Origin of the sequence: Pedobacter chitinilyticus, from assembly GCF_003313385.1 — a bacterium.
Classification (GTDB): Bacteria; Bacteroidota; Bacteroidia; order Sphingobacteriales; family Sphingobacteriaceae; genus Pedobacter; species Pedobacter chitinilyticus.
The window spans coordinates 1-17,633 of the sequence record NZ_QMHN01000006.1; the positions used below are offsets into that span (position 1 = coordinate 1).

General features: G+C 37.5%; 14 protein-coding genes. All 14 read left to right on the plus strand.

The genetic code is table 11. From position 1 onward, the window contains the following. Positions 1-227 precede the first annotated feature (227 nt). The 14 genes from DUT70_RS21510 (at position 228) to DUT70_RS16930 (ending at position 17,630) form a co-directional block, all read left to right on the plus strand. Entirely contained in the window at positions 228-356 is a 129-nt protein-coding gene (locus DUT70_RS21510) for a hypothetical protein (RefSeq protein WP_262512187.1), read from the plus strand. 1,120 nt (positions 357-1,476) lie between these two features. Further along, positions 1,477-2,415 carry an outer membrane protein assembly factor BamD gene (locus DUT70_RS16870; RefSeq protein WP_113648543.1) on the plus strand — a complete coding sequence of 313 codons (939 nt, stop codon included), beginning with the start codon at positions 1,477-1,479 and terminating at the stop codon, positions 2,413-2,415. A 1-nt stretch (position 2,416) separates the two neighbouring features. Next, on the plus strand, positions 2,417-2,743 hold the full coding sequence (locus DUT70_RS16875) for a DNA-directed RNA polymerase subunit omega (protein ID WP_113648544.1): 327 nt from the start codon (positions 2,417-2,419) through the stop codon (positions 2,741-2,743). A 122-nt stretch (positions 2,744-2,865) separates the two neighbouring features. Beyond that, complete coding sequence (gene coaBC, locus DUT70_RS16880; RefSeq protein WP_113648545.1) at positions 2,866-4,080, plus strand: bifunctional phosphopantothenoylcysteine decarboxylase/phosphopantothenate--cysteine ligase CoaBC; 1,215 nt, start codon at positions 2,866-2,868, stop codon at positions 4,078-4,080. A 6-nt stretch (positions 4,081-4,086) separates the two neighbouring features. Continuing rightward, a complete protein-coding gene (gene porD / locus DUT70_RS16885; protein ID WP_113648546.1) occupies positions 4,087-4,986 on the plus strand; it encodes a type IX secretion system protein PorD in 900 nt (299 codons plus the stop codon). A gap of 178 nt (positions 4,987-5,164) precedes the next feature. Continuing rightward, entirely contained in the window at positions 5,165-5,542 is a 378-nt protein-coding gene (locus tag DUT70_RS16890) for a BlaI/MecI/CopY family transcriptional regulator (protein WP_113648829.1), read from the plus strand. A 2-nt stretch (positions 5,543-5,544) separates the two neighbouring features. After that, complete coding sequence (locus DUT70_RS16895) at positions 5,545-7,404, plus strand: M56 family metallopeptidase (protein ID WP_113648547.1); 1,860 nt, start codon at positions 5,545-5,547, stop codon at positions 7,402-7,404. 223 nt (positions 7,405-7,627) lie between these two features. After that, entirely contained in the window at positions 7,628-9,019 is a 1,392-nt protein-coding gene (locus DUT70_RS16900) for an arginine decarboxylase (protein WP_113648548.1), read from the plus strand. A 299-nt stretch (positions 9,020-9,318) separates the two neighbouring features. Further along, complete coding sequence (locus DUT70_RS16905; protein ID WP_113648549.1) at positions 9,319-10,032, plus strand: 3'-5' exonuclease; 714 nt, start codon at positions 9,319-9,321, stop codon at positions 10,030-10,032. Then, positions 10,032-11,738, plus strand: a complete 1,707-nt coding sequence (locus DUT70_RS16910; protein ID WP_113648550.1) for an ABC transporter ATP-binding protein — start codon at positions 10,032-10,034, stop codon at positions 11,736-11,738. The genes DUT70_RS16905 and DUT70_RS16910 overlap by 1 nt, the downstream gene beginning before the upstream one ends. A 188-nt stretch (positions 11,739-11,926) precedes the next feature. Then, complete coding sequence (locus DUT70_RS16915; RefSeq protein ID WP_113648551.1) at positions 11,927-13,135, plus strand: hypothetical protein; 1,209 nt, start codon at positions 11,927-11,929, stop codon at positions 13,133-13,135. A gap of 149 nt (positions 13,136-13,284) precedes the next feature. Further along, entirely contained in the window at positions 13,285-15,420 is a 2,136-nt protein-coding gene (gene rnr / locus DUT70_RS16920; RefSeq protein ID WP_113648552.1) for a ribonuclease R, read from the plus strand. Positions 15,421-15,480: 60 nt separating this feature from the next. Then, positions 15,481-16,665: a carboxypeptidase-like regulatory domain-containing protein gene (locus DUT70_RS16925; protein WP_113648553.1), complete on the plus strand. Its 1,185-nt coding sequence runs from the start codon at positions 15,481-15,483 to the stop codon at positions 16,663-16,665. A 2-nt stretch (positions 16,666-16,667) separates the two neighbouring features. Then, positions 16,668-17,630, plus strand: a complete 963-nt coding sequence (locus tag DUT70_RS16930; protein WP_113648554.1) for a polyprenyl synthetase family protein — start codon at positions 16,668-16,670, stop codon at positions 17,628-17,630. Positions 17,631-17,633 lie beyond the last annotated feature (3 nt).

Consider the following 17,633-nt stretch of genomic DNA (forward strand, 5'->3'; position numbering starts at 1 on the left):
GTAGGAAAACTTTCACTTTCCGCAAGAAAAAAATAAAACTTTTTTTCTTCCTGTTTGTTGCAGCTTTTCATCAGCCCCTCTTCCTCCGAAGCGGAGTGCAAAGGTAGGAAAATATATCCCGTACGCAACACACAAAACCCTTTTTATGGCAAAAATCCACATAAGACCCTGGTAAACAACAGGAAAAAATGCGGTTCAATGAATAAACATCAAAGAAATAGCCAAAAATGAAAAGAAAGGACCATTTCTTTCGTCCACAAGAAATGAATATGGGAGCTTCAGCACAAGTCACAGATATCAAAGGCAACAGAGGCTTCATCTCCGTATCGCAAATCGAAAAGATAGGATGGCCATAGCTTAATAATAATGCGGGGCAAATAACCTATACAATATCATACATACGACAAACCTAATCATATACTACATGCGCGGCCAACATTCCTATTCCATCACTCCCTTCCATGGAGGGAAAATAATACATATATATACATCTATTAATTAAGCTCAACTCTCACACCATAATTAGGCAGACGTGTATCATATATATATTAAAAACTTTACTTGAAAACTAGGCCCACCTTACTATAATACAAAGGAAGCATTAGCACAAAATGTTTCTTACGGGTCACTTCCAACCTCTTCTTTTTTGCCACAACTCCATCTAACCCTCTGCTTCCATAAGCCAATACCTTCGTCAATCCATCATTTAAGAGCTCACAAAAACAAATCTACCCAACAAAGAGAGTATGCCTGGAAATTCCAGCATACAAATCTTAAATATGCAGCGCACCTCCATCACACCAAGCTTACACAGAAAAGTTTGTCTGGAACGTCTGGTTTCTTGGGACACGATATACTCCACACATATATTATGGATCATTTAGATATTTTCATGGTCATGTTTTAGCAATACACATATATATAAAGCCAATTGAGTATAGCTAAAGTAAAGCTACCCTTGATTAAAAGACCAACTACAGTGCAAAATGCATGCACTTATACGGACTTCTACGCACTTGTACGAAGTTTTACGGACTTTTGGAAAGGATATTGATGGAGGTAATACGATAGCAACCCCTAATTTATAAAAATTAATGGAGAAGCATTGCATCTCTTTTTGATCATCTACCGCTCCACCAGAGCACATGCTCTTTTAACCATTAGCATTTAAGTTGCTTTCTAAACCCGACGGGAATGGAAATCCTTTTTGTTTTTTTCTACTCCGAGGAACGCAGAAGCTCTTTTTAGTCTGTATAAGCAACCAGATCCTTTACTAGCGTTCAGGATGACTAATAAAAACAAAAAGATTGGAATGAACGGCGGGACTGTCCTTATATAGTAGCGGTGCTATTGCTTTTCAAAAATTGGTTAGCGGTTGTTAAAATTTGTTAAGTATTTTAAAGCTGCAAAGGGTTTAACTAGTTTAGCCCTTATTATTTAATTGACGTTGTCGTATTATTACCTTATCTTTGCAAAATGTTTAAAATTAAACACCTTATTATTTGTGGCATCGCCGTTCTGCTTATGGGCATGGGGGCGTGCAAAAGTCGTTTCGAAAAATTGCGTTTGAGCAATGACGTGGCCAAGAAATATCAAGAAGGGATTAGACTTTATAATAAAAAGGATTATAACAAGGCGTTGATCTTATTTGAGGGTCTGGTTCAAAAGTACCGTGGTACTGCTGAAGCGGAAGACTTAAACTATTATTATGCTTATACATTATATCGTTTAAAGGATTACACTACTGCTCGTTATAAGTTTAAGGAGTTTGCCGACACTTATCCTGCAAGTAAAAATGCAGAGGAGTGCCGATACATGGGCGCTTATTGTTATTATCTAGATTCTCCTAAATCGTCATTAGATCAAGAGAATACTTACAAGGCAATTGATGCGTTACAGTTATTTATTAACCTTTATCCTAAAAGTGACAGGGCTAAACAAGCTGCACAGTATATTGCGAACTTAAGGGACAAACTGGAAACTAAAGCGTTTGACAATGCTAAGCTTTACTATGATTTAGGTGGTTATGATATTACCAACTACAAATCGGCTGTGGTAGCACTTAAAAATGCTCAAATTGAGTTTCCTGATATTAAGTATGCTGAGGAAATGAACTTATTGATTGTTAAGGCTCAATTTATGTATGCTAAAAACAGTTATGCCAACAGACAGGAAGAACGTTTTGAGCAAGCGATTGAGTATTATAACGAGTTTATGGAGGCCTACCCTGATAGCAAATATGCCAAAGAGGCTAAACAGTTGAAACAAGATAGCGAGAGTGGCATTGTTAACGCTAAAAAACAGCTCGCTGAAAACGCTGCGATGATAGCTAAATACAAAGCGCTAGAAGAAAGCGACAAAAAGAAAAAAGACACTACTACTAACAAGAATTTAGATAATAAAACACAAAAATAAAATGAGTACTCCAAAACCAGCTATACCAAACACTACGGTTACTAGAAATGTTCATGATTTGGATAGGACAACCGACAACATCTATGAGTCTTTAGTGGTTATTGCTAAGAGAGCTAATCAGATTTCGAACAACATGAAAGAAGAACTTCATGGCAAGTTAGCGGAGTTTGCTTCGTCTAACGATAATTTGGAAGAAGTTTTTGAAAACAGAGAGCAAATCGAGATCAGCAAGCACTATGAGCGTTTGCCTAAGCCTAGCTTAATTGCCATCGACGAGTTCTTAAATGACAAGGTTTACCACAGAAACCCTAGTAAAGAGCAAAAATAGTATTATTGCTTAGGCAATACTTTATGATAACTGGCCACAGGTATACAGAGATTCCAAAATCTGTACATCTGTGGCTAAATGCTTTTTAAGCTATTGGATTTTCTATCTATATTTGCTTTCAGATGCTGAAAAATAAAAACATTATCCTTGGCGTTTGTGGCAGTATTGCCGCCTACAAATCGGCTTTGCTGGTGAGGTTACTGGTTAAAGCTGGTGCCAATGTTAAGGTGATTTTAACCCAAGATGCGAGTAATTTTATTACGCCGCTTACTTTGGCTACCCTTTCAAAAAACCCCGTTTATACTCAATATTTTGAGGCCGAAACTGGCGTTTGGAGCAACCATGTTGAGCTTGGCCTATGGGCCGACTACCTGCTGATTGCACCCGCTAGTGCCAATACACTAGGCAAAATGGCCAATGGTTTATGCGATAATTTACTCACGGCAGTTTACCTTTCGGCGAAATGCCCAGTTTTGTTTGCTCCTGCAATGGACCTAGATATGTGGAAACATGAAAGCACGCAAGATAATGTTGTCAAGTTGAAACAGATGGGCAATACAATGATTGCTCCTGGTAAAGGTGAGCTGGCAAGTGGCTTGTATGGCGAAGGCAGAATGGCAGAGCCTGAAGAAATTTTAGCCTTTTTAGAAAACGAAATCAAAAAAGGTCTTCCTTTATTGGGCAAAAAAGTATTGGTTACCGCAGGCCCAACTTACGAAGCCATTGATCCTGTACGTTTCATTGGTAATCATTCCTCTGGTAAAATGGGCTTTGCTTTGGCGGAAACGTTATATCAACTTGGTGCTGACGTGACTTTAATTGCAGGACCTACTTCTCTAAAAAGTGGCGATGGCATTAAAAGAATTGATGTGACTAGTGCTGCTGAGATGCTGAATGCTTGTATTGCTCAATTTAACGGAACTGATATTACGGTGATGAGTGCTGCTGTAGCAGATTATACGCCAGTTGAAGTGGCACAGCAAAAGATTAAAAAGAAAGAAGATCATTTTAACATTGAGCTTAAAAAAACCACCGATATTTTAGCTACCCTGGGCAAACAAAAATCTGATGGACAGCTGCTGGTAGGCTTTGCCCTAGAAACAACTGACGAAGAAAACTACGCCAAGGAAAAGTTGAAAAAGAAAAACTTGGACTTGATTGTACTCAATTCCTTAAATGATAAAGGTGCGGGTTTTAAATCGGAAACGAACAAAATTACTATCTTTAATAAAGCTTTAGAGAAAACTGCCTTCGAAACAAAATCGAAAACAGAAGTAGCCAAGGATATTTGTGCTGAAATACTAAAGTTGATGAATATTAATAACGCTAATCTCTAAAAATCGATGAAAAAAACTATTGGCATATTCTTTTTAACGTTGGCCAGCTTATTTGCTCATGCACAGGAATTGAGTACCCGTGTTCAAATTTTGGCCCCAACCATTAACAATGCCAATAGACGAAGCTTGGATGTGCTGCAAAATACCATTAGGGATTTTATGAACAATAACAAGTGGACTACCGAAACGTATTTGCCTCAGGAAAAGATTGAATGCAATTTGGTAATTAACATTACCGCTTGGGATGGCAATGCCAATTACACTGCCGAAGCTCAAATTCAATCGAGCAGACCTGTATATGGTAGCTCCTACTCTACCACCTTGCTGAACATGAGCGATAAGGATTTTAGCTTTAATTTCACCGAAGGACAAGCGCTCGACTTTTCTGAACAGAACTTTCTAAGCAATTTGAGTTCTCTTTTAGGATTTTATGCCTATACGATTATCGGATTGGATAAGGATAGCTTTGTAAAGCAAGGAGGCACTCCTTATTATCAAAAAGCCTTAAACTTGGTGAATGTTGCACAAACGGCTGGGGCAAAAGGCTGGCGACCTGTAGATGGTTTGCGTAACAGATATTGGTTAAACGAAAATTTACTTAGCAATTCATTTAAAGGGCTTAGAACCTTTATTTACGAATACCATTTAAATGGGCTGGATAAACTACAAGAAAATGCTAGTGCAGGCACTAAAAATATCTTATCTTCTTTATCAGACCTTAAACAAACGGACCAGCAAAAGTTGGGGTCTATTTTTCCAAATGTATATTTTGCTGCAAAAGCTGAAGAAATTACCAATGTGCTATCCCTTGCAAATCCACAAGACAAGATGAAAGCTTATAACCTGTTGATTGAAATTGACCCTCCTAATAGCGGGAAATACGACGGGCTGACTAAAAGAAATTAAAAAAAACCTTCTCTATTCTTATCTAAAATGTGTTTTCAGCTACTTCAACAGTATTAGCTGCAACATTTTCTATCTGCTTGCGTCTTATTGAAAAATCAAGATCGTTAAAATTTTGTTAAAATATTTTGATTATACGAAAATGTTCGTACATTTGAATACGAAAAAATTCGTACAACAGATGAGCAACACAACTTTGAAGCCTACGGAAGGCGAAATGGAAATTTTACAAGTGCTTTGGGAAAAGGGCAATTGTACGGTTAGGGAAGTACACGAAGCATTGGATAAAAAGGATTCGGGTTATACCACTACCCTTAAACTAATGCAGATTATGCATGAAAAAGGATTGGTTGATAGGGACACGAGTTCAAAAACACACATCTACAAAGCGTTAGTGAACAAGGAGACGACACAACAACATTTGGTTAAAAAAATGATCGACAATGTGTTTAACGGATCGGCAGCAAGATTAGTGATGCAGGCTTTAGGCAACAAAAGTGCGAGCAAGGAGGAGATAGATTTAATTAAAGAATATCTAGACAAACTTGAAAACAAATAATCATGGAAGCCATTATCAACAACCTTATTAAAGCTATTGGATGGAGCATTTTACATTCTTTATGGCAAGGTGCAATTGTATTTGCGATACTATTTATCGCATTATCTGTAAAGCCTAAAATGAGTGCTAGGCTGAAGCATAACTTGGCAATGAGTTCACTTTTTCTAATTTTCATTAGTTTTTGTCTAACTTTTGCATCGTTATTTAACTTGCCTTCAAAAGCAACTGATGCTGTTGGCAATGTTCAACTTAGTGATCATGCGCTTCAACAACTTTACAACCTAACACATAGCTGGAGCTTTAAAACCGAAAGCTATTTCCCTTATATCGTAAGCTTATATGTTTTGGGAATTAGCTTCCAATTAGTGGTGCTTGTGTCTGGCTACATCAGACTTAAACAACTGAAAAACAACAATATTTCTAATTTCCCATCAGAGTGGCTCAATGTTGCTCAAACCATGTTGCAAAAACTCAACATCAACAAAAAAGTCCAATTTTACCTATCCGAAAAAGTAAATGTTCCATTGGCCATAGGCTTTTTAAAACCTGTAGTTCTTTTCCCCGTTGCGCTAGTTGCTCAGCTCGACATTAAACAGGTAGAAGCTATCTTGATCCACGAACTTTCTCACATTCGACGAAACGACTATATGTTAAACCTGATCAAAACTGGTATTGAAACGTTATTGTTCTTCAATCCTTTTGTATGGCTTAGCTCTAGGTTTATCCACATCGAAAGAGAACATGCTTGTGATGATTTAGTAGTAAAATTTACTGGTGCACCAGTTGCCTACGCCCATGCGCTATTAAAGTTGGAGCTCATCAAAGACAAAACCCAACCTGCCCTTAGCCTAGCTGCTACTGGCAATAATCAACACTTGTATCAACGTATTAAAAGAATTACCGATATGAAAACGAACTATATGAATGCGAAGCAAAAAATATTAGCCCTTTGCTTAACGCTGGCCACCGTGGTTTCATTGGCCTGGATTAATCCAACTAAAAAAGAAAATACTGCTAAAAAACATCAAAAAACTACTTCTGTTCATCAACTGATAAGCACTCCTCCTACTCAATTAGTCAGCTTGAAAGCAGACACAGATACTGTTAAACGTAAAAAAGGTTTCAAAGCCATCATCAAAGATAAAAATGGCAATAATGTAGTTTACCATTCATTAGAAGAAATGCCAGATAGCGTTAGGATGAAACTAGCGGAAATGGATAAATACTTCAATTCGAAAGAATGGAATGACAAAATAGCTAAGATTACATTCAATGGGAAAGAACTAGATAAAATGTTTAATTCCAAAGAATGGAAAGATAAAATGGCCAAAATTGAATTTAACAGCAAAGAGCTTGAAAAAACCTTCAACTCTAAGGAGTGGAAAGACAAAATGGCTAAGATTGAATTTGACGGTAAAGAATTTGAGAAGATTTTCAATTCTAAAGAATGGAAAGATAAAATAGCCAAGTTTGATTTCGATGGCGTAGAATTGAGCAAAAAATTTGAGTCGGCAGAGTGGAAAAAAAGCATGGAGGATATTAGCAAAATGGGCAGAGACATGTCTGAAAAATTCAGTTCTCCAGAATGGAAAAAGAAAATGAAAGAGATGGATGAGCTTAAAAATTCTCCAGAGTATAAAAAGCTTCGTGAAAAATATGAGAAGGATTTAGAGGAATTGAAAAAGAAAAAAGGTATAAGTACTGAAAAAGCTTTCCTTATTTACGATGGCTCAAGTCCAATGCAAATTGCTTCATTGCCACAAAATACTTTAGAAATCATTAACAAAGTTTTGATTAGCCCAAAAAACCTAATTAAAATTGAAAAATCTGTCGAGCCAGTAATGCCAAAACCAGCTAACTAACCGCATGTAAACCAAACAAACATCAAGTGAAACCTTAAAAGGGCAAGAGTAATCTCTTGTCCTTTTTTAATTATTGTGGAGATAAGCGAGGCATTTTGAAGAACAAAACTTTCCTTGAGAAAAAGAAAGCAAAACTCCTTCGTATTTGTTGTTTGTAAAAAAATCTGCTTACCGAGCTATTTCTCGAATTAAAATTACATTTTTGCAAAAATTTTTTGAAACAATGCAGAGTTACTCCGAATTTCTTGATCTTAGTGTGGGCTTTCCTCAAGATGGCTTTAGCATCATAGATGATGAGCTATATTTCCACGATCTTAATTTGATGGAAATGATTGAAACGTATGGTACTCCCCTACGCTTTACCTACTTGCCCATGGTTAGCAAGAAAATCCAGCAAGCAAAATTGCTGTTTCAAACTGCTATCATCAAAAACAACTATCGAGGTGACTATAAATACTGCTATTGTACAAAAAGTTCGCACTTTAAGCACATTGTAGAAGAGGCCTTAAAAAACGATATTCATCTAGAAACCTCTTCAGCTTTTGACATGCCAATGATTGATGCCTTAGAGAAAAAAGGTGTTGTTTCTAAAGATATCACAGTAATCTGTAACGGCTTCAAAACCTTTCAATATAAGCAGTATATCATTGACATGCTACACGATGGGTTTAAGAATATCATTCCTGTTTTAGATAACAAGGAAGAGTTCAACCTTTATGATGACGAAATAGAAATGGATACTCCTTGTAATTTAGGGATCCGTATCGCCGCAGAGGAACAGCCAGACTCTCAGTTTTACACGTCTCGTTTAGGTGTTAGGTTAGAGGACGTGATTGATTTTTATAACAGTAAAGTGGCTGCAAATCCTAATTTCAGGGTAAAACTGCTCCATTTCTTCATCAACTCTGGTATTTCTGATACGCCTTATTACTGGAATGAGCTAGAGAAATATGTAACCCTTTATTGCAAGTTCAAAAAAATCAATCCTGATTTAGATACCTTGGATATTGGTGGCGGTATGCCATTTAAAGATAGTTTGGTTTTTGATTTCGACTATGAGTACATGGTGAACGAAATTGTAAAACGTATTAAAGAGATTTGTGCTGAACACGATGTGGTTGAACCAGACATCATTACTGAATTTGGAAAATATACTGTAGCAGAAGCTTCGGGTATTTTATACAAAGTATTGGGCCGTAAACAACAAAACGATCGTGAAAAATGGTTGATGTTGGATGGATCGTTCATTACCAACTTACCAGATGTTTGGGCTTTAAACCAGAAATATATTTTATTGCCTATTAACAATTGGGATGCGGAATATGAGCGTGTAAACCTTGGTGGTATCACTTGCGATGGCCAGGATTATTACAACCAAGAAGCGCATATGAACAGTGTATTTATGCCGCGTACCCGTAAAGTTCAATATTTGGGCTTTTTCCATACTGGTGCTTACCAAGAAGTATTAAGTGGTTATGGGGGTATCCATCATTGCCTATTGCCTAGCCCTAAACATGTGATTATTCGCCGCAACAGAGATGAAACTTTCAACTTTGAGGTTTTTGGCGAAGAGCAAAACAGTAAGCAAGTACTTAAAATTTTAGGTTATACTTAGTATTTAGATTAAGGAATAAGTAGCAAGGAATAAAGACCGAGCTGTATCAATCCTTTCCATTTTTGGGAGGGATTTTTTGCTTTTAACATAAGGGACGTTAAGCAACAATCTTTTTTAACCACCTAAGACATCTTAGAACATTTTTTCTTTACTACCCGTCTTAATTTCTTAATGTTTGATTATTTACCACCTAAGACACCTTAGAGCATTTTAGTTTTTGAAACCATGAAGATATTAAGTTGCATAAAGAAATAGTTTAGGAAAAAACTAGTAAATTGGATTTACCAATCCTCTAATCTATGTTAGAACACATCAAACTCAACAATATCTTTCTCATTGATATTGAAACCGTTCCTCTGTACGAGAATTTTGATGAAATGCCTGCTCATTTTCAAGTATTATGGGACCAAAAAAGCCAATACCAACGGCCAGCCGGACAAACTGCAGCTGAATTTTATGAACGTGCTGGCATTTGGGCCGAGTTCGGTAAAATTATTTGCATCAGTATCGGTTTTTTCCATTTAGAAAAAAAGCACATCCACTTAAGGATACGCTCTCTTGCCGCACACGACGAAAAGCTATTGTTGTTACAATTCATAGAACTATTGAACAACCAGTCGAACAATTTACAGTTATGCGCACATAATGGAAAAGAATTTGATTTCCCCTACCTGTGCAGAAGAATGTTGATCAACGGCCTAAAAATTCCAAAAGTATTACAGCTATCAGGAAAGAAACCATGGGAAATCAATCATCTCGACACGCTGGAGCTATGGAAATTTGGTGACCATAAGCATTTTACTTCGCTTAACTTACTGGCTGCAATTTTTGATTTACCTACGCCTAAAGGTGATCTAGACGGCAGTAAAGTTAGGGAAGTTTATTATCAACAAAAGGACCTGAATAGGATAGCCCGTTATTGCGAAAATGATGTCATCACTTTAGCCCAAGTTTTATTACGCCTTAAAGGATTACCGATAATTCCGCCAGAAAATATTACTTTAGTAGAGTAATGCTTAACGTAAAAGACCTTGCCGTAAAATTCTACAACCAAGAAGACAAAATTTGGTTGGAAACTGTCCATAAAGTGAGTTTTAACCTTGAAAAAGGAAAAGTACTAGGTATCGTGGGTGAATCTGGCTCAGGAAAATCGGTTACTTCTTTTTCGATCATGCGTTTACACGACAGTAAAAACACGCAAATAGATGGAGAAATAAAGTTAGACACCATCAATTTGCTTCAACTTGATGATAAGGAAATCAGGAAATACAGAGGCAACAAAATTTCGATGATTTTTCAAGAGCCAATGACTTCCCTCAACCCAGTATTCACTTGTGGTGAACAAGTAAGGGAAGCGATCATGTTACACCAAAACATCGACAAAGAAACAGCAAAGGATAAAACCATTAACTTATTTAAAGAGGTTCAGCTTCCACGGCCTGAGAATATTTTCGAAAGCTATCCTCACCAACTTTCTGGAGGGCAAAAACAGCGGGTAATGATTGCCATGGCTTTAAGCTGTAATCCAGAGTTGCTGATTGCAGATGAGCCCACTACCGCATTGGATGTGACCGTTCAAAAAACCATTCTGCAGCTTTTGTTACGTTTAAAAACAGAGCGTAACATGGCCATGATTTTCATTTCGCATGATCTTGGTTTAATGAACGAAATAGCCGATGAGCTTCTGGTAATGTATAAAGGTGATATTGTAGAACAAGGCAATGCTAAAATCTTATTTGAGAACCCTCAACATCCCTATACTAAAGGTTTGTTGGCTTGTCGCCCCTCTCCCAAACGATTATTGAAAAAACTACCTACCGTTGCCGATTTCCTTAACGAAAGCAAAGCGGTGGGTTTAAAGCATTTGCTAGAAGAAAATGCCTATACAAAAGAAGAAGTTAACCAAAGAAGAGAAAAACTCTATCAACAGGAACCACTTTTAAAAGTACAAGAATTATGTACTTGGTATCCTATTAAAAAAGGCTTGTTTGGAAAAACTCAGGATTTCGTGAAAGCTGTTGACCACGTTTCTTTTGAAGTTTTTCCTGGCGAAACCTTAGGTTTAGTAGGCGAATCTGGCTGTGGCAAAACCACCCTTGGACGTACTATTTTAAGACTGGTAGAACCAAGCTCTGGTCAATTGATTTTTGAAGGAAAAGACATTACCCATATTGGGAAAAAAGAATTAAGAAGCTTGAGAAGAGATATACAGATTATCTTTCAAGATCCTTATTCTTCCCTAAATCCAAAAATAACGGTGGGACAATCTATCATGGAACCTTTGATTGTACATGGCGTTTTTGCTAATGATATGGAGAGAAAAGCCCACGTGATACAGCTCCTCGAAAAAGTGAATTTAGGGGCCGAATATTTTAATCGCTACCCTCACGAGTTTTCGGGCGGACAACGCCAAAGAATTGTCATTGCTAGGGCTTTAGCTTTGAAACCTAAATTTATCATCTGCGACGAATCTGTATCGGCACTTGACGTATCTGTACAAGCTCAGGTTTTAAACTTGCTCAGGAACTTACAAGAGGAATTTGGTTTGACCTACATATTTATTTCCCATGACTTAGCTGTGGTAAAACACATCTCTGATCGGATGATCATTATGAATAAAGGAAAAATAGAAGAACAAGGCTTTCCAGAAGAAATTTATGAGCATCCAAAAGCGGCCTATACCCAAAAATTGATTGAGGCAATACCTGGGAATTTTTAAACAAAAAACATGGGGAATACCTTACTCAAAAATAGAATAATTCCCCAATACAAAACCACAGTTCCACAACCATATGCTATAAAGATGACGCATAAAAGGTGTTTAAGCGCATATTCTTAATAGTTTTAGATTTTGGTACAGTTTTTTCATATGGAATATTCAGATTATATCAATTAAAACTAAAAGAAATGTCAAAAAACAAGTATTTATTAGTTGCCTCGCTCTTATTAACTGCAACTATTTACTCTTGTAAAAAAGAAACGCAAGAAGTAGTGGCTAAAGAAGATGGAGCATCAAACATCATCAAAATCAATAGCAATCCTTCAAATCGCGTTGATTTGAGTAATGAAGGTTTAACCTTAGACTTTCAAGCGGCAACAGAAACTAATGGAAAAGTAGCTACCGCTGCTACAGCTTCTGCTGAATTCCCTTATCAATTGGTTTTCAAAGGAAAAATCAATCCACTAATTGGAGCTAGCAACAATGCACTTAGCGCATTAGAAGTATCAGCTTATGGTAACTACTACGCAATTGCTTATCAAACACCAGGTGCTGCTTACGGTGGTGGTGTAGATGTGATCCAAATTCAATCAGGTGCCCCTCAATTAATTTCTTCAGTAAGCACTCCAGATGCTGATGTAACCTGCATTAACAACGGGGGCGGTCGCCTTTACTTAGGTATGGACCTTAAAACTTTCGAAAGCTATAGCTATCCTGCACCTGCAGTAGTTGGTATCGTTAAAACTAACGGTGGTAGCTTAGAAGATCCTCAAGTAGTAGGCTTGGAAGGCTACTCAACCAAAGATGTTAAATACAATACTCAAAATGGCAAATTATACGCTGCTTCTTCTACTAATGGAGGTGTAAGTATCATTTCATTTGCTGGACAAAAAGCAAGCAGAACTGCTTTCCAATCTTACGGTGGAGCTAGATCTATCACTTTCTCAAACAACGATATCATTGCTACCAATGGTTATAGCTATACTACTTTAGATGCGAATACAGCGGCACAATCAACTTACAAATGGTGGCCAATCCAAAGCAACGAAGTAAATATCGGTAGCGTTGCTTCTTTAACTAACGGTAATTTCCTTTTTGGAAATAACTACTACCTTATCCACGTAGATAAAACAAATGGTCAGCTTTTAGATCAAGTAGATTTAGGCGGATGGGTAAATTCAATCTCAATTGTTGCTGACAAAATTTATGTTTCTACTGGAAACAGCTTAGTGGTAGCGCAAATTGAAAACAACAAAATCAAAGTTCTTGCTAAAACACACTTCTCAAGTACTTTTGGTGGCGACTTTAACGTAATCAGTTCTAGAGTTGCAGGTAGCTATGTATTTGTAGCTTGTGGCAACAGAGGAACTTACGTATTCAACCTTAAAAAATCCTAGTTGATATAATTGTTAATTTTTTTTTGAAAAGGCCCGAGTAAAATCGGGCCTTTTTCATTAAACACCTATTTGAATCGTAATTATTATTAGATTAAAAAAACCTTTCCTATGGTTACATTTGTTATCTTCGGTACAATTGGAAAACGATTATGGCAAAAAATAAGAATGCTCAATTCAAACTTGTTCTCACTCAGCTCATCAGCGATATTTTTGAAAAAAACAAAAACATTGCACTTAATCATAAGCAGGTAGCATCACGTTTAAATCTTAGCGATAAAACATCTATCGACACAATTTTAGAGGTTTTGATTGAACAAACAGAAAAGGGAAAATTTGTAAGGCCCGAAAGAGGAAAATTCAAACTTAAAGACCTTAAAACTTTTATCACGGGTACTGTGGATATGACTGCGGATGGCTCTGCGTTTATTGTGCCTGATGACGAATTTGAAAAAGACATCTTTGTTGCGCCAAGAAAGCTCAGAAATGCCCTTCATGGTGATAAAGTAAAAGTATATGTTTTTGCTAAGAAAAGTGGCGGCAGAAGAAATGAAGGTGAAATCGTTGAAATTATTAAACGAGTTAAAACCGAATTTATCGGTGTTGCCAAAATATCTGATCGCTTTGCATTTGTCATCCCTGATGACAGGAAAATGCTACACGATATTTTCGTACCGCTAAGTGACTTAAATGGTGCCAAAAATGGACAAAAAGTACAAGTGGCTTTAACAGATTGGCCAGAAGGCGCTAAAAATCCAATTGGCAAAATCATCCATATTTTAGGAGACCAAGGCGAAAACAATACCGAGATGAACGCCATCTTGGCGGAATATGGTTTTCCATTAAGCTTTCCTTCCGAAGTAGAAAAAGAAGCTAACGCCATTCCAGAACAGGTTAGTGAAGCCGATATTAAAGGACGAAGAGATTTTAGAGATACGGTTACTTTTACGATAGACCCGATTGATGCCAAAGATTTTGATGATGCCATCTCTTTCAAAAAATTGGAGAATGGACATTACGAAATTGGCGTACACATTGCCGATGTTTCTCACTACGTACAACCTAACTCTAATTTAGATAAAGAAGCTTACCATAGGGCTACCTCTGTTTATTTGGTAGATAGGGTAATCCCAATGCTTCCTGAACGATTGAGTAATGGTGTATGCTCGTTACGTCCAAATGAAGATAAGCTTTGCTTTGCCGCTGTTTTTGAGCTCGACGACCAAGCAAATATCCTTGATCAATGGTTTGGCCGTACGGTAATCCATTCGAACAGACGTTTCACTTACGAAGAAGCGCAACAGGTAATTGAGACTAAACAAGGAGATTATGCAGAAGAAATCCTGAAACTAAATGAGCTGGCCTACGTGCTTAGAGACGCTAAATTCAAAAATGGTGCGATCAGTTTTGAAAGCACCGAGGTGAAGTTCAAATTAGATGAATTTGGCAAGCCCATTGGCGTTTACGTAAAAGAACGTAAAGATGCCCATAAGCTCATTGAAGATTTTATGTTGCTGGCTAATAAAAAAGTGGCAGAATTTATAGCGAAAAAAGGAAAAGGCAAGCAAAAATATACTTTCGTTTATCGTACACACGATTCGCCAAATATGGAAAGCTTAACTAGTTTCGCCAGTTTCGCTTCGAGGTTTGGTTATAAAATTAGTACAAAATCTGACAAGGACATTGCCAAATCCCTTAATTACCTGATGGAAAATGTAGAGGGCAAAAAGGAGCAGAATATTTTGACTTCGTTGGCTATCCGTTCCATGGCAAAAGCCATTTATACGACCAAAAAGACAAGCCACTACGGTTTAGCTTTTGATTATTATACACACTTCACCTCTCCTATCCGTAGATACCCTGATGTAATGGTGCATAGACTACTTGCGCTATACTTGGATGGTGGAAAATCGGCCAATGCCGAAGAATATGAAGCAGCTAGTGTGCATTCATCAGCAATGGAAAAACGTGCGGCAGATGCAGAAAGAGCTTCCGTAAAATACAAACAAGCCGAATACTTGGAAAACAATATTGGTTCTGTGTACACTGGTATAATTTCAGGTGTTACCGAATGGGGAATGTATGTAGAAATTGAAGAGAATAAGTGTGAAGGCATGATCCGATTGCGCGATATTAGTGATGACTTCTACGTATTGGATGAGAAAAACTATTGCATCATCGGACAGCGCAAGAAACGCAAATACCAGCTTGGTGACGAAGTGCAGATTAAAGTGAAAAAAGTAGACCTTTCTAAGCGACAAATAGATTTTTCATTGGTACAGGACTAAATCAGTGTTGATTTCATTTCTGCGGTCTGATTTTTTACCTTTGGCCTTTCATTCACTTTGATGCGTAACTGCCTTTTAACTGTTTTTTTGCTGTTTGTGTTCACCACAATCAAAGCCCAAACCATTCAGGGTAAACTGGTTGATGAGATCACTGGCGAAGCGATTCCTTTTGTTTCTATTGGTGTGATGGGCACCAACAACACTACCGTAACTAACGATGCGGGAGAGTTTATCCTTAAAAACGTCAATTTTCCAGTTAAATTAAGATACAGCCATGTGAGTTACTTTATGCTAGAGCAAGAACTCAACGGGCCTGCAAACAATCTAATAGTTAAATTAAAGCCTGCAGCAATCAATTTAAAACCTGTAGTGGTTGACCCCTATCGCGGTTTAAAACTGGTTAAAGCCGCGCTGGAAAAAGCCGCAGGATTTAGCACCCAACATTTTTACGGCAATGCCTTTTATCGTCAGTTGACTTCATTAAATGGCAAACCAAGCCAAGTATATGAGCTTTTCTACGATTTGGAATTTAATCTATCTAAAGTAAAAGGTTGGATCGCCAAGCAAAGCAGATTTGCAGAAACAAATGATGGGATCGCCTTTTCGATGAGCAATCAATCCTATCTTACCTTTTCTCTGGCAGGCTATCTGTTTGAAGAAAAGAAGACAGGTAAAACAGTTACCCTAAAAAGCTTGAATGATTTCGAAATCTCTATAGAGAAATACATCGAACAGAAAAATCAGGATATTGCAGTGGTTTCCTGCAAATACAAAGGCAACAAAAAGCAATTCTACATCAATTCAACTTATTATATCGGCGTAGAAGACCTTAAAATTTACCGATTGGAGAATAGCATTTTTAATCTACCCATCAAACTTAGCGGTTCATCCAGCAAAATACCTCCAATAGCAACTACTATAGCTACTTTTAACGGAGAGAAAACACCAATCCCAGTGATTGAGAATATCTCCACCAAGCTATATCTTAATTTAATTGCTGGCGGCAGAACATTAACACCCGTCATCAGCTCGATGTTAACCATATATCAGCTAGACAAAACACTCAACACACAAAAATTTACTGAACTAACCAAAAACGTAAAAGATAAAGCCATCATCGAATCGATTGCGTACAACCCAATTTTTTGGAAAGACAACCCCTTTGTGAAGCAAACCACTTTAGAGGAATCTTCCATTAAAATGATGGAAAGCAAATCGGCGTTTGGTACCATGATAGATCCATAATAATGCACAGCCCTACAGAATTACAACAAATTATTGAAAACGAGATATTTAAATTAGCTTATCCATCAAAGCCAGCTGATTTATATGACCCCATTAAATACATTATGAGTTTAGGCGGCAAACGCATTAGGCCCGTTGTTGTATTGATGGCGACAGAGCTGTTTACCGATGAGCCGTTAAAGGCGATTGACGTTGCCTTGGCCATTGAAACCTTCCATAATTTCACCTTAGTGCACGATGATATTATGGACAATGCACCACTTAGACGTGGTAAGCAAACTGTACACGAAAAATGGAGCGTAAACAATGCCATTTTAAGTGGCGATGTGATGATGGTCGAATCCAACAAACACTTATCCAAAGTTGACATAAGCGTGCTAAAACCAGTGCTTGATACCTTTAACCAAACCGCTCAGGGCGTTTGCGAAGGGCAACAACTGGATATGGAGTTTGAAACCAGAGATAATGTAAGCATTCCAGAATACATTGAAATGATTCGCTTGAAAACAGCAGTTTTGTTGGGCGGAGCGATGAAATTAGGAGCTATTGTAGGCGGTGCCGATGAAAAAAATGCAGATTTACTGTATCAATTTGGAGAAAACCTTGGCGTAGCTTTCCAATTACAGGATGACATTTTAGATGTTTACGGCGACCCAGAGAAATTCGGCAAGCAAGTGGGTGGTGACATCATCTCCAATAAAAAAACATTCCTACACCTCACCGCGAAGGCACTGGTACAGCCAGAAGAACTGCCTACCCTTTTGGGCGATCACGAAAACACCGAAATCAAAGTTAAAGCAGTTACTCAGTTATACGACAGTTACCAGGTAAAAGAACAAGCGAATGTAGAGATGGAAAAATATTTAAACAAAGCTTATCAAGCACTGTATCAAATCGCCGTTTCGGAAGATAGAAAAAACCTTTTAAGGCAATTGGCGAAGCAAATTATGGATAGAGAAAGTTAGCTC

Coding starts and splice junctions, on each gene's coding strand:
- DUT70_RS21510 (WP_262512187.1), top strand. CDS start 228: ATGAAAAGAAAGGACCATTTCTTTCGTCCACAAGAAATGAATATGGGA.
- DUT70_RS16870 (WP_113648543.1), top strand. CDS start 1,477: ATGTTTAAAATTAAACACCTTATTATTTGTGGCATCGCCGTTCTGCTT.
- DUT70_RS16875 (WP_113648544.1), top strand. CDS start 2,417: ATGAGTACTCCAAAACCAGCTATACCAAACACTACGGTTACTAGAAAT.
- coaBC (WP_113648545.1), top strand. CDS start 2,866: ATGCTGAAAAATAAAAACATTATCCTTGGCGTTTGTGGCAGTATTGCC.
- porD (WP_113648546.1), top strand. CDS start 4,087: ATGAAAAAAACTATTGGCATATTCTTTTTAACGTTGGCCAGCTTATTT.
- DUT70_RS16890 (WP_113648829.1), top strand. CDS start 5,165: ATGAGCAACACAACTTTGAAGCCTACGGAAGGCGAAATGGAAATTTTA.
- DUT70_RS16895 (WP_113648547.1), top strand. CDS start 5,545: ATGGAAGCCATTATCAACAACCTTATTAAAGCTATTGGATGGAGCATT.
- DUT70_RS16900 (WP_113648548.1), top strand. CDS start 7,628: ATGCAGAGTTACTCCGAATTTCTTGATCTTAGTGTGGGCTTTCCTCAA.
- DUT70_RS16905 (WP_113648549.1), top strand. CDS start 9,319: ATGTTAGAACACATCAAACTCAACAATATCTTTCTCATTGATATTGAA.
- DUT70_RS16910 (WP_113648550.1), top strand. CDS start 10,032: ATGCTTAACGTAAAAGACCTTGCCGTAAAATTCTACAACCAAGAAGAC.
- DUT70_RS16915 (WP_113648551.1), top strand. CDS start 11,927: ATGTCAAAAAACAAGTATTTATTAGTTGCCTCGCTCTTATTAACTGCA.
- rnr (WP_113648552.1), top strand. CDS start 13,285: ATGGCAAAAAATAAGAATGCTCAATTCAAACTTGTTCTCACTCAGCTC.
- DUT70_RS16925 (WP_113648553.1), top strand. CDS start 15,481: ATGCGTAACTGCCTTTTAACTGTTTTTTTGCTGTTTGTGTTCACCACA.
- DUT70_RS16930 (WP_113648554.1), top strand. CDS start 16,668: ATGCACAGCCCTACAGAATTACAACAAATTATTGAAAACGAGATATTT.